The sequence below is a fragment of the Lysobacter sp. DMC104 genome, assembly GCF_056313665.1.
Genome location: NZ_JBQUZW010000006.1, coordinates 61,599 through 75,786 on the forward strand (window position 1 = coordinate 61,599; position 14,188 = coordinate 75,786).

5 protein-coding genes (1 of these 5 running past the window's edge) are annotated in these 14,188 nt (G+C 70.4%); 2 read left to right on the forward strand and 3 right to left on the reverse strand.

The annotated features are described in order from the left end of the window. The 3 genes from ACT53R_RS09500 to ACT53R_RS09510 all read right to left on the reverse strand — a co-directional run. Nucleotides 1–10,658, reverse strand: partial view of an amino acid adenylation domain-containing protein gene (locus ACT53R_RS09500; protein ID WP_476171627.1) — the 5' portion only. The gene continues 8,347 nt to the left of window position 1, outside the view; only the first 10,658 of its 19,005 coding nucleotides appear in the window; its start codon is at nt 10,656–10,658; the stop codon falls past the left edge of the window. After that, a complete protein-coding gene (locus ACT53R_RS09505; RefSeq protein ID WP_476171628.1) occupies nt 10,658–11,440 on the reverse strand; it encodes a Stf0 family sulfotransferase in 783 nt (260 codons plus the stop codon). Before ACT53R_RS09505 ends, ACT53R_RS09500 begins: the two co-directional genes overlap by 1 nt. A 178-nt stretch (nt 11,441–11,618) precedes the next feature. After that, nucleotides 11,619–11,954, reverse strand: coding sequence for a hypothetical protein (locus tag ACT53R_RS09510; RefSeq protein WP_476171629.1), 336 nt, complete (start codon nt 11,952–11,954; stop codon nt 11,619–11,621). A 636-nt stretch (nt 11,955–12,590) separates the two neighbouring features. Here ACT53R_RS09510 and ACT53R_RS09515 point away from each other — a divergent pair. Beyond that, entirely contained in the window at nt 12,591–13,217 is a 627-nt protein-coding gene (locus ACT53R_RS09515; RefSeq protein WP_476171630.1) for a TetR/AcrR family transcriptional regulator, read from the forward strand. Nucleotides 13,218–13,305: 88 nt separating this feature from the next. Further along, nucleotides 13,306–14,172, forward strand: coding sequence for an alpha/beta hydrolase (locus ACT53R_RS09520; RefSeq protein WP_476171631.1), 867 nt, complete (start codon nt 13,306–13,308; stop codon nt 14,170–14,172). The last annotated feature ends 16 nt before the right edge of the window (nt 14,173–14,188 follow it).

Consider the following 14,188-nt stretch of genomic DNA (forward strand, 5'->3'; position numbering starts at 1 on the left):
GTACGGAAATGCAGGGTCGGCGGGATTTCGCCGCGCGACAGGCTCAACGCCGCCTTGATGCAGCCCGCCAGACCGGCGGCCGTGTCGAGGTGGCCGATGTTCGTCTTGACCGAACCGATCCCGCAGGAACCGCGGGGCGTCGTGTCGCGACCGTACGCCTGCGACAGCGCCGCGATCTCGATGGGGTCGCCGAGCGGCGTGCCGGTCCCGTGCGCCTCGACGTAACCGATCGTTTCCGGCGCGATGCCGGCCGAGGCCAGCGCACGCTCGATCGCGGCGCGCTGGCCGGCGACGCTCGGTGCGTAGAACCCGGCGCTCTCGCCGCCGTCGTTGTTGATCGACGTCGCGCGCAGCAGGGCGTAGACGTGGTCGCCATCGGCGATCGCGTCCTGCGCGCGCTTGAGCAGCAGCACGGCGACGCCCTCGCCGCCGACGGCGCCATCGGCGGCCGCATCGAACGCACGCAGGTGGCCGTCACTGGAGAAGTTCATGCCCTCCTGGTGCACGTAGCCGACGCCCTCGAAGCTGGCCACGCGGGCCGCCGCGACCAGCGCGAAGCGCCATTCGCCTTCGAGCAGGCGGCGACGCGCCAGGTCCAGCGCGGTCAGCGACGACGAACAGTTGGAGTGCACGAACAGGCTCGGGCCGCGCAATCCCAGCTTGTTGGAGATGACGGCCGGCAGCGTGCCGCTCTGGGCCATGATCCAGCCCACGTACTGCTCGATGTCGTGCGCCGACGCGGACGCCATCAGGCGCGCGTGGTAGGCGCTGTTGCTGGCGGTGGCGAACACCGCCGTGTCGGCGACGTCGTCGACGCGATAGCCGGCGTCCTCGATCGCCCGCCACGCATGCATGAGCAGCAGGCGCAGCTGCGGGTCCATCCACTGCGCATCGCGCTCGGAGACGTTGAAGAACGCCGCGTCGAACAGTTCACGGTCGGCCAGCGCGGAGCGTACGGGGACGAACTTCGGATCGGCGAGGACGTGCTCCGGCACGCCCAGCGTGCGCAGTTCGTCCTCCGGGATGCGTTCGATGCTCTCGCGCCCGTGCAGCAGGTTGTCCCAGAAGGCCTCATGGTCGCTCGCACCGGGGAAGGCGCAGGACATGCCCACGATGGCGACGCTGTCCGCGTAGTACGCCGGCACACCCGCGGCAGGCGTGGCGGATGCGTCGGCAAACGGGATCGCCGCAGCCGCCGCGGCATCGTCGACGGCAGTGTCGATGGCCGGCGCGGCGGACGCGCCGCCAGCCAGCGATTCGAGATGCCTGGCGATGCGTGCGATCGAGCCGAATTCGAACATCGCCGTGATTTCGAAGCCCGGTTCCAGCTCGGCGGCGATGCGTTCGGCGAGGGTCACGGCCAGCAGCGAATTGCCGCCGACCTCGAAGAAGCCATCGTCCAGCCCGATGTCGTGGCGGCCCAGCGCTTCGCGCCACAGCGTCAGCAGATGCTGCGCGTATTCGTCGCGCGAGCGTCGTGGCCGGATCGCGGGCGCGACCGGTGTCGCCGTGTCGGGAATGGTCTCGTCGGCACGCAGCGCCGCGATCGCGTTGCGGTCGATCTTGCCGTTCGGGGTGAGCGGCAGGGCCTGCACCGCGCAGAAATCCGACGGGATCATGTGCTCCGGCAGCGACGTCCGCAGGAATGCCTGCAGGTCGCGGCGATCCGGCATCGCGATGGCGGCCGGCGCGGGCACGAAGGCCGCGACCAGCCGCGGTTCGCCGTCGCGACGCACGGCGCAGGCGCACAGATCGATGGCGGGATGCGTCGCGAGCGCGGCCTCGATTTCGCCCAGCTCGATGCGGAAGCCACGCAGCTTGACCTGCGCGTCCTGGCGACCGAGATAATCCAGGCGGCCGTCCGCGCGCCAGCGCGCCCGGTCGCCGGTGTGGTAGAGCACGCCGCCGACCGAAAACGGATCGGCGACGAATCGCTGTGCGGTCAGCGAGGGGCGGTTCCAGTAGCCGCGGGCCAGGCCGTCGCCGCCGATGTAGAGATCGCCCTCCACGCCGATCGGCACCGGCGCCATCGCGGCATCCAGCACATGGATGCGGGTGTTCGCGATCGGCCTGCCGATCGTCGTCGCGTCATCGCGCCGGAGCCGGTCGACCGTGGACCAGATCGTGGTTTCCGTCGGCCCGTAGAGGTTCCACACGGCGTCGCTTTCGAGCAACTGCCCACGGAGCGTGTCGGGCAACGCTTCGCCGCCGCAGAGCAGGCGCATGCCGGTCTCGTTGCGCCAGCCGACGCGATACAGCATCTGCCAGGTCGCCGGCGTCGCCTGCATGAGCGTCGGCCGGATCTCGCGGATCGTCCGCGCCAGGCGCTGGGCGTCGCGGGTGTGCGCCGCCGGGCAGATGTGCGTCTGCGCGCCGCGCAGCAGCGGCATCAGCAGTTCAAGTCCCGCGATGTCGAAACTGTAGGGCGTGACCGCGAGCAGGCGATCGTCGGCGACGACACCGAATTCGTCCGCCAGCGCGCCCAGCAGGTTGAGCAGGCCGCGGTCGGTGACCACGCAGCCCTTGGGCCGTCCGGTGCTGCCCGAGGTGTAGATGACGTAGGCGATGCTGTCCGCGGAGCGTGCGACGGAATCCTCTGCCACGCCATCGTCTGCCTCGCTCGCCGATCCCTGCACATCGGCCTCGTCGACCATGAGCACCGCCGCCGGCGCGACCGCACCGGCCACGCGCGCCGCACCGCTGCGGTCGGCCAGCACGCAGCACAGGGCGCTGTCCTGCACCATGTCGTCGAGCCGCTGCTGCGGATAGGCCGGATCGAGCGGCACGTAGGCCGCGCCGGACTTGAACACGGCCAGGATCGCGGCGGTCAGGTCCACGCTGCGATCCAGGCAGATGCCCACGCGCTCGCCCGGCCCCGCGCCCGCGCGACGCAGGCGTGCGGCGAGCACCGAACTGCGGTGATCGAGCTCGGCATAGGTCAGCGCACGGTCGGCGCAGGACACCGCGATCGCGTCCGGCCGAGCCTGCGCGTGACGGCCGACGTGCCCGGCGATCGACAGTGCGTCGAGCCCGGTGCGTGCGGTGTCGTTCCAGTGTTCGATGAGTTGTCGGCGCGCGTCGGCGTCGAGCAACGGCAGGCGGCTGGTGCGCGTCGCGGGATCGGCGATCGCACCCGCCAGCAGCGCGAGGAAATGCCCGCTCCAGCGCGCAATGGTGGCGGCGTCGAACAGGTCGGTGGCGTATTCGAACTCGCACGACAGCCCGTCCGGCATTTCCTCGACGTACAGCGAGAGATCGTACTTGGCGTGGCTCCACGGGCTTTCGATGCGCGCCCATCGCGCAGGACCCGACGGGGACGCGTCCGATGCGGGATAGTTCTGGAGCGAGAACAGCACCTGCACCAGCGGTGGCCTGGACCGATCGCGCGGCGGTTGCAGGTCCGCCACCAACTGGTCGAAGGGCAGTTCGCGATCGTCCTGGGCGTCGAGCGTCTCGGCGCGGATGCGCGCAAGCAGGTCGACGAACGTCGGATCGTCTGCAAGCCTCGCCCGCACGACGACCGTGTTCAGCAGCGGACCGACCACCGTTTCCAGCGCGGGATCCGTGCGCATCGCCAGCGGAGAGCCGATCAGCAGCTCTCCCGCACCGCCCAGCCGCGACAGCAGCACGGCATGGGCCGCGAGCAGCGTCATGTACAGCGTGGCGCCATGCTGCGTGCCGAGGCGGGCCAGCGCCTGATGCATGTCGGCCGGGACGCGGAAACGATGCAGCGCACCGCGGTACGACTGCACGGCCGGCCGAGAACGATCCGCCGGCAGCTCGAAGACCATCGGCGCATCGGCCAGTCGCGCGCGCGCGCGCTGCTTCAGCTGCGCCAGCGCTGGCGACTCCGCCCGTGCGCGCTGCCACGCGGCATAGTCGACGGATTGCAGCGGTGGCTCGGCCAGCGGCGAGGCCTTCCCGGCCGAGAAGGCGTCGTACAGGGCACGCAGTTCGTTCACCAGCAGCGCGATCGACCAGCCGTCGACGGCGATGTGGTGCGTGGTCAGCACGAGCAGCGCGTCGCCGTCACCGGACAGCAGCACCGCACGCAGCAGTTCGCCCGCGCCGAGATCGAAACCGCGCTGCATCTCCGACTGCTGGACGCGCTCGGTTTCCGCGCGGCGCGCATCGACCGGCATCGCAGCGAGGTCGCGCACGTCAAGCCGCGCCTCCTGCGCCGGCAGGACGGTGCAGTACGGGCCCTCGGCATCGCTCGCGAACCGCGTGCGCAGGCTTTCGTGTCGACGCAGCAGTTCGGACAGCGTCTGCCGCAGCGCGTCGACATCGACGGTTCCAGGCAAACGCAGCGCGATCGGCATGTTCAGCGCGGCACCGGCCGAGCCGAGGCGATCGAGCGTCCACAGGCTCTGCTGCAGCGACGACAACGGCATCCGCGGCGAGCGCGGCACCGGCACGAGGGATGTCGCCGGCGCATCTTCCGCACGGGCGGCATCGACCACCTGCGCAAGGGCTTCGAGCGTGGCGGCGGCGAAGAACTGCCGGAGGCCGATCGAGACCCCCATGGCCTGCCGGATGCGGCCCACGGCGCGCGTCGCCAGCAGGGAATGGCCGCCGAGTGCGAAGAAACTGTCGTGCACGCCCGGCGGCTCGCAATCGAGCACGTCCGTCCAGATCGCGGCCAGTCGCCGTTCCGTCGGGGTGCGCGGGGCGACGTGCGCATGCGCGCCGTGTTCGCCCGTCGAAGCGCCCGGCGGCGGCAGTGCGGCGCGGTCGATCTTGCCGTTCACCGTCAGCGGAAAGCGGTCCAGCACGAGGATCGCGGACGGCACCATGTAGGCCGGCAATTGCGTGCGTACCGAGGCCAGCACTGCATCGGGCGACGGTGCCGGCCGGTCCGCGGCGACGACGTACGCGACCAGGGTTCGACCGTCCAGTTCACCGTGCGCGGTGACGAACGCCTGTGCGATGCGCGTGTCGCGCAGCAGCGCGGCTTCGACATCGCCGGGCTCAATGCGATAGCCGCGCACCTTGAGCTGCTGGTCGATGCGGCCGAGGAATTCGACGACACCGTCGGCGCGGAGGCGCCCGCGATCGCCGGTGCGGTACATGCGCGCGCCGCCACCGCGGAAGGGATCGGCCGGGAAACGTTCCGCGGTGAGCGCGGGCTTGCCGAGATAGCCGCGGGCCACGCCGATGCCGCCGATGACGATCTCGCCAGCGATGCCCTCCGGCACGCGCTCGAGCGCGTCGTCGAGGACGTGGACGGTCGCGTGCGCCAGCGGCCGGCCGATCGGCGGATCGCGCGGGTCGGCCGGATCGCAGACGTGCAGCGTGGCGCAGACAGTGGCTTCGGTCGGTCCATAGGCGTTGATGAAACGCACCGGCGTCGGCCAGGCGCGCACGATCGCCGCCGTGCAGGCTTCGCCCGCGACCACGAGCGTCTGCAAGGTCGGCGCACCGCCGGCTTCGACCAGCCCCGGCACGACGCTGGGCGGCAGGGTCACATGCGTGATCGCGCGGGCGTTCAACATCGATGCCAGTGCATCGCCGGCCAGCATGCGCACGCGGCCCGGCAGGCAGAGGCAGGCACCGCGGCACCAGGTGGTGAAGACTTCGGAAACGGAAGCGTCGAAGCTCAGCGACGCGAACTGCAGCAGACGGCTGTGCGGCGCGATGGCGAAGGCTTCGATCTGCGCCAGCGTCAACGCACGCAGGCCTTCGTGTTCGACGAGGACGCCCTTGGGCAGACCGGTGGAACCGGAAGTGTAGATGACGTAGGCCAGGTCGCCCGGCCCGGGCGCGGCATCGCGCAGGCTCTCCCGCCCTGCTCCGTCGTCCGCGAGTGCGATCCCGTCGAAGGCGACACAGGTCCCGGCGTTGTCCGGCAGTCGATCGAACGCGTCGGCTTCGGCCAGCACGAGACGCGGGCGCGCATCATCGAAGAGGTGGCGCAGGCGTTCCGCGGGCGACTCGATGTCGATCGGCACGTAGGCCGCCCCCGCCTTGAGCACCGCGAGCAGGGCGACGAATGTCTCGACCTCGTGGTTGCCGACGACGGCCACGAGATCGCCGGCACCGATGCCGCGTCGACGCAACACCGTCGCCATGCGGTCGGCGCGTGCCTTCAGTTCGGCGTAGGTCAGGCGAACCGTCGCGGATTCCAGCGCGGCGGCCTGCGGCGTCTGCGCGGCCTGCGCTTCGAACAGGTCGCAGACCGTGCGGCGGCGGGCCGGCGCGATCTCCGCCGCCGGTGTTGTCGCCGCGGCCTCGACCAGGCGCAGGCGCGAGACGGCGAGCCCCGGACGCGCCATCGCATCGTCCAGCAGCGCACCGTACATGCCCGCCACCCGCGCGATCGTCGCGGCGTCGAACAGGTCGCTGGCGTATTCGATCTCGGCGGCGAGGCGATCGCCGGACTCGATCACGTTGAGGGTGAGGTCGTACTTCGACGTGCCGCTCGGGCAATCGATGCGCTCGACGCGCGTGCCTGCCAGCCGCAGCTCGGCGGGTGCCGTGTTCTGCAGCGCGAAGATCACCTGCACCACCGGCTGCCGCGACGGGTCGCGGGTGGGCCGCAGTTCGGCCACCACCTGCTCGAACGGCACGTCCTGGTGGGCGAACGCGGCCAGCGACGTTTCCTTCGCCTGCGCCAGGGTGGCGCGGAAGTTCGCCTGCGGCTCGATCCGTGCGCGCAACGTCAGCGTGTTGATGAACAATCCGACCAGCGGTTCCGTCTCGCGCTGCGTGCGGCCGGCCGTCGGCGTGCCCACCACGATGTCGTTGCCGCCGCTCCAGCGCGCCAGCAGCACCTGGAACGCGGCCAGCAGCACCATGAACGGCGTGACGCCCTCGTCGCGGGCGAAGCCCGGCAGGCGCTGCGCGACCGTTGCCGGAAGCTCGAACCGATGCAAGGTGCCGCGGAAACTCGCCGTCGCCGGACGCGGGCGATCCGTCGGCAGCGCCAGCAATTCAGGCGCGTCGGCGAGCTGCCGTTTCCAGTATTGCAGTTGTTCCGCCAGCGCTTCGCCCGACAGCCAGCGACGCTGCCACAGCGCGTAGTCGGCGTACTGCACGGCCAGCGCCGGCAAGGACGGTGCCGCGTCGCGCGAACGCGCGTCGTAGAGCGCGCCCAGTTCCTCCAGCAGCACGACATGCGACCAGCCATCCGCCGCGACGTGATGCGCAGCGAGGATCAGGGCATGTTCGTCTTCATGCAGGCGCAGCAGCTTCGCGCGGAACAGCGGGCCGCGTTCGAGGTCGGTGCGATGGCGCGTTTCCTCGTCCAGCAGTGCATCGAGCCGATGCCCGGCATCCGCGTCGCCCGGATCAATCCATGCCAGCACCTCGACGGGCGGCGGATCGATCACCTGCCGCGGTGCATCGCCATCGACCACGAATCGCGTGCGCAGCATCTCGTGGCGCGCCACCAGGTCGACCAGCGCCGCACGCAGCGCGTCGACGTCGAGCGGCCCGCGGATGCGGAACGCCAGCGGCACGTGGTAGGCGGCACCGAGCGTGCCGAGCTGTTCGAGGAACCACAGCCGCTCCTGCGGGAACGACAGCGGAATGATGCCGCGATCCGTCTGCGCCACCAGCGGCGGCAACGCAGCCTGCGCGGCACCGACCTGCTGCTGCGACAGGATCTGGTCGAGCTGGGCGACGGTCGGGTGTTCGAACAGCGTACGCAGCGGCAGTTCGACCGCGAGCAGCGACCGCAACTGCGCGACGACGCGCATCGCCAGCAGCGAGTGGCCACCGAGATCGAAGAAACCGTCGTGCAGACCGACCCGGTCCAGGTGCAGCACGTCCGCGAAGATCCCGGCCAGAGTCTTCTGCAATGCGGTGTGCGGTTCGGCGTAATCGGCGACGTCGGGACGCGCTTCGGGCGCCGGCAGGCGATCCTTGTCGACCTTGCCGTTGATCGTGAGCGGCAGCGCCGGCAGCAGCACCGTCGCCGACGGCAGCATGTGCTCGGGAAGGCGCTGCTGCAGATGCTGGCGCAGGTTGCGCAGCAGGGCCTGCTGTGCAGCGTCGGCGAGCGGGTCGTTGGCATGCGCCTGCGGGTCGCCGGCGTCGACGACGGGCGCCGCGAGCCACGCCGCGCCCGCCGCATCGACGGAGGCATCGACGAAGGTCGCGGACAGGCAGCCGGGATCGGTGTCCGACCACGTGATGCGCACCGTGTAGCCATGGCGCTCGCCCAGTCGCCACAGCGCTTCCGGCTGCACGCCGCGCAGCGGCAGGCGCGCGGCGCGCGCGCAGAGCGCGGGCCAGGCGTCGTCGCCATCGGCATCGCGCAGCAGCCCCAGCATCCGCAGCGTCGGCGCGATGCGGGCATTCGGCACGTCCGGTACGCACAGGCGCGCGGGCCGGACGTCCGCCAGGTGGGCGTCGAGCGCGACGAGCAGATCGTCATCGTCGCAACGCCAGACCTCGTCGCACGCCGGCATCGAAGCCGGCGCTTCGCCCACGTGCAGCCAGACGTCGTAGCGGTACTGGTTCAATTCATTGTCGGCATCGCCCCGCTTGAGCAGGATCTCGACGCCTGCGATCGCGGGGACCCATTGCGGCAGCGCCCGGAAGAACGACGGCGCGACCAGCAGTTCCTTTTCCTGGCGCACGCCGGCACCGATCGCGGCGCGCAGGCGTTCGGCCGTGGTCCCGGCGCCTGCGCGCGCGAACTGCGCCGCGGCATGGAACGCGTCATGCAGGCCGTGGTGGCGCACGTCGCCGACGAAGATCCGTCCGCCCGGCACGACATGCGCCGCGGCACGGCGCAGCACGTCGAGCAGGTACTGTGCGCCGGGAAAATACTGGATGACCGAGTTGAGGACGACGGTGTCGAAATCCCGCGGGATCCCGCTGAAGTCGAGGGCCTGCCGTGCCGCGAGCCGCACCTGCGGCAGGTCGTCGATCGTGCCCAGCCAGCGTTGCAGGCGCGCGATCGCCATCGGCGACAGGTCGGTGCCGAAGTAGGCCTCGCACTGCGGCGCAAGCCGGCGCAGCACGAGGCCCACGCCGCAGCCGATCTCCAGCAGTCGTCGCGGACCGCGGGACAGGATGCGCGTGGCCGTCGCCTCCAGCCACTGCTGCATCTCGGCTTCGGGAATGGGCGCGCCGGTGTAGCTGCTGTGCCAGCCGACGAAGCTCGGGCTGCAATCGTCTTCCGCGGGCTGGTAGGTGTCCTGGTAGATCGCCTGCCACTGCGCGACGCTCTCGTCGGCACTGGCGTCGGCATCCTGTACCGGCGCCGGCACGACGTAGGCCACCAGGCGCGGCTCGCCGCCGTCCTCGCGCTTGGCGACGACGGCCTGCCGCACGCCCGGATGCCCCAGCAGCGCCGCCTCGATCTCGCCCAGTTCGATGCGGAAACCGCGCAGCTTGACCTGCTGGTCGATGCGACCGAGATACTCCATCCCGCCGTCGGCGGTGCGACGGACGAGATCGCCGCTGCGGTACAGCCGTTCGCCCGGCACGAAAGGACTGGCGACGAAGCGCGACGCCGTCAGCGCGGCACGACCGAGATAGCCCCAGGCCAGTCCCGTGCCGGCCACGTGCAGTTCGCCGGGCGCGCCTTCGGCGACCGGCTGCAAGTCCTCGTCGAGGATGTGCGTCCGCAGGTGCGGCAAGGCCTCGCCGATCAGGCTTCCGCGCGGCTGCGCCGCCTCTGCGGCGGTCACGTCGTGCCAGGTGACGTGCACCGTGGTTTCGGTGATGCCGTACATGTTGACGAGCTTGGGCTGCACGTCGCCATGGCGCTCGAACCAGCCGCGCAGTTCGCCGAAACGGAGTGCTTCGCCGCCGAAGATCACCAGGCGGAGGTGCAGCGGCAGCGGACGGGCCGCATCGACCGCGGCGAACTGACCGAACGCCGACGGCGTCTGGTTGAGCACGGTGACGCCTTCGCGGCTCACCAGTTCGTGGAACGCCTCGGGGTTGCGGCTGACCTCGCCGGGCACGATCACGAGCCGGCCGCCATGCAGCAGTGCGCCCCAGATCTCCCACACCGAGAAATCGAAGGCGTAGGAATGGAACAGGGTCCAGACGTCGTCCGCGCCGAAACGGAAGCGCGACTGCACCGCGTCGAACAGCGCGGTCACGTTCGCGTGCGGGACGAGGACCCCTTTGGGCTGGCCGGTCGAGCCCGAGGTGTAGATCACGTAGGCCAGAGAACCGACCTCGCCATGCGGTTGCGCTCCGCCCGCCACGTCGTCGCCCGGCGCGGGCGCCACGTCGCGATCGAGGCGAACGACGGTGCAGGCCGGGAGACGCGCGGCTAGGGCCGGGTCCGCGCACAGGTCGCGCTCGGTCAGCAGCCACTTCGCCCGGCAGTCGTCGAGCATGAAGACGGTGCGGGCCTCGGGCGTGCGCGGATCGATCGGCAGATAGGCCGCGCCGGCCTGGAGGATGGCGAGCACCGCGACGATCAGCCGCGGCGATCGTTCCAGGCACAGACCGACGATGTCGCCCTGCGCCACGCCGCGTCGCTGCAATTCGCATGCGAGCGCCGTCGCCTGCGCGTGCAGCTCGCGGTAACTCAGCCGGGTCCCGCCATGGCTGAGCGCGATCGCGTCCGGCGTGCGTTCGGCCTGGTCGGCGAAGCGCATCGAGAGCGTGCGGGGATCGACATCGCCGCCCGGGTTTCCGATCGAAGCGGCGGCGGGATGGGCGTGATCGGGGGATGCGTCCTGCATCAGGCGAGCATCTCGCGGTAGCGCGCCGCCCACTGTTCCGAGATCGCGTCGGCCTGCCGCCGATGTCGCGTCTGCGCGATCCGCGGGCACTCGGACGACAGGTCGAGGTAGTGCAGCACGGCACGCAACGTGGGTTCGTAATCGGCCGCGAGGTCTTCGTAGTCGATGGTCATCGGCTCGATGCGGTGGCGCTTGAAGAACGCGCGCCAGCCGTCGTCGCCGCTCTGCAGCCAGGCCGCCAGCCGCTGGATCGCGGCGAAATCGAAATCGTCCTCGCGAACGGGGCGGACCGGGTCGTTCGTGCCCTCGACGCGGACGAATTCACTGCTGCGGATCGCCTTGAACAGCGACACGGCCTGGGCGATGCGATCCGACCGGCGCAGCCAGATGTACGACAGGCGCGGGAACGCCCGGCCGAACAGTTCATGCGGCGACGCCTGCCGGTCGTCGTAGCGGGCCTGCAGCACTTCCACCGCGTTGTGGAAATCCGAGAACGGCCGCTGGAAATGGATCTTGACGCCGAAGACCCCGTTGTCGGTCGTCCCGGCCTCGATGATCTCCCGCAGGACCTCTTCCGCGGGATGCGTCCGTCGATGGTCCTCCAGCAGTTCGCGATAGCGCTCCGGCGCCATCTCGAACACTTCCGCCTGCGGCAGGCGCACGGGCGGTGCGAAGTATTCGTCGGGCCGACCGGCCACCCCCGTCTCCCGCAGCCCGCTCGCGAGCATGGTGCTGCCGCTTCGCATGGTGGTGCAGATGATGTAGGAGCGCTGGTTCCGCATCGTTCGAAATTCCTTCCTCGTCGTGGTATCCAAGCCACACTCGTCCCGTCTGCGGTACCGCCTGCCGGATGCGGCCCTTCCTGGTGTCCACGCGCGGCAGCACCGCGCGCCAACGAAAACAAACGAACACGGTCCCGTGCGCGACTCGGCTGCGCACGCGAGCGTCGGACGATGCGTCCTACTCGCTTTCCCCCCGGGCATGTGCAGCAGGGAACGACGCACAGCACGCCGGGCCGCGACCGTTCTTGACGGTTGCGAATCCCTTGCCGACCACGCCCTTCAGCAAGCCGGCACAGGCAGGCAACGCACAAGCGGTGCCTTCGGCCGACATGACGATCGCGCTTCCCCGATGGCGCGGATCGTTCTTGCTGGTCACTACGTCCCGCCTTGCGACGCGTCCGATGCAGGCGGCACGAACCCGATGTCCGCGGCATCGCAGGGCGCCGGAAAGGCGCGAAAACGACTGCGAAAGCGGTGATCCGACCTCGAACTCGATCATCGAGTTCACATGCATACCGTACTCCGTCCCAGAGCCAGGGCGGCGCATCCTTGTGCACGCGACAGGGGCCCGATTGAATCGCATAAGCAATCGGTCGTCAATGCACGGCATCAATCGCACGCGTGCGGCGCATGTCGCACGTCGGAACAGCGCCTGATCCCGCGCGCGCGCTTGCCGCACGGCCGCGACACGTCGCCGCGGGTGCCGCGATCGGGCCGCGCGCATGACAGAGCCAAGCGAATGCCGCGGGCACGCGCCGGGCTGCTTTCGCGAACGCAGGCGGACGACGCGCGTGCCGATGCGACGAACGCTCGCAGCCGATCTCGCCCGGCGAGACTTGTCCGGAATGGACAAGAACGATCGACAAGCTCGTGACCCGCGCCCGGCCTTGTCTTCGCGGCAGTGCAACATGGAATGCGCCGACGAAGGCCAGGGATGGCGACGGTTTCATGGCACCTCCTTTCAGTGGTCGGCAGAAGCCCGTCCCGAACCAAGCGTCATCCGGCGCATGACAGGCTCACGCCACCGCGAAGGCGGTCGATGCGGCCAACCCGGCCGCCAGCGTCCCGGACGGGGCACCGGGATCGAACACCGGCTCCGCTCGTCGGCCCAGGCTGGCATGAAACGAACGGTCGTGCTATTCAGTCGACCATGGTGCTCCAACCCGCCACCAGCAAAGGTGCCGCGACCCGCGAGGCAATCCTCGACCGGGCCTACCTGATCGCCGCCTCGGCGGGACTGGAAGGCCTGTCGATCGGCCCGCTGGCTGACGCCGTGGACATGTCCAAGAGCGGCGTCTTCGCCCATTTCGGCTCGCGCGAGGAACTGCAGTTGGCGGTGCTGGACCTGGCTGCGGACCGCTTCGGCGAACACACGCTGGTCCCCGCGCTGGCGTTCCCGCGCGGCCTGCCCCGGCTGCGGGCGCTGCTGGCGAACTGGCTGGACTGGCTGCGCCGCGACCGCGGCGGCTGCCTGGTGCTGACCGCGGCCAGCGAGTACGACGACCGCCCGGGGCCGCTGCGCGACCGGATGATCCATCACCACCTGCGGTTGCGGCAGATGCTGGCGCGTGCCGTGGCCATGGCGGTCGAGACCGGCGAACTGCGCCACGACCTCGACGCCGACCAGGCCGCCTTCGAACTCAGCACGATCGCGCTGTCCGTGCAGCACGACATGGCGATCAGCGATCTCGACAACGCCACCCAGCGCGGCCAGCGGATGCTGGAACACCTGCTCGACTACTACGCGCCCCATCGCGCCGCGCCTTCGGGCGCCTGAGCGTCTTCTCCCCCACAGGAGCCTGCCGATGCCTCGCCCCAAGCCCAAAATTAGCACGACCGTTCGTAACATCTCGAAGCTCTACGCCATGCGTCTGATGTTCCTGCTCGGCGCCCGGCTGTCGCCGGAGCGGGTGGCCGAAAGCGCGGCGCAGTTGTTCTGCACGCCCTTCGCGTCCAGTCGCCGACGCGCCCTCGCCGCGCCGGATGCCGGGGCCGTCGAAGAGCGCCTGTCCGTCGACGGCATCGACCTCGCGCTCTACCGCTGGGGCGACCCGCAGCGCGAGCCCTACGTGCTCTTCAGCCATGGCTGGTCCAGCCACGGCACCCGGATCGCGCCGTGGGTGGCCTCGCTGCGCGAGGCCGGCTACGCAGTGGTCGCCTTCGACCAGGCCGGCCACGGCAAGAGCGGCGGTGTGCGCACCACCCTGCCCGACTTCGCCTGCCATCTGATGGCCGTCGCCCACCGGTTCGGCCCGGCGGCGGCGGTGATCGGCCATTCGCTGGGCGGCGCGGCGACCGCGGTCGCGCTGGCCCGCGGCATGGCGGCGGAGCGCGCGGTGCTGATCGCACCGGCCGCCGACCCGCTGGCGGCGATGGAACGCTTCAGCCGCTTCGTCTGGCTGGGGACCGGCTTCGGCGCGCGGATGGCGGCGTTCTTCGAGCGCACGACGCGGGTGCCGATCGACAGCCTGCAGGCGCATCGGAACGCACCGCTGATCGGCCATCCTGCGTTGATCGTCCACGATCTGGAGGATCGCGAAGTGCCTTGGCACGAGGGCGAACGCTATGCCCGGCTGTGGCACGGCGCGCGAATGATCAGCACCCGCGGCTACGGCCACAACCGCATCGCCGACCACCCGCGCGTCATCGCCGAGGTACTGCGCTTCCTGCGCGGCGAACCCGTGGGCGAACGCATCGTGTCCTCGCCGAACCTGCCGTTCGGGATCGGCTGAACGCGGCGCAGACAGG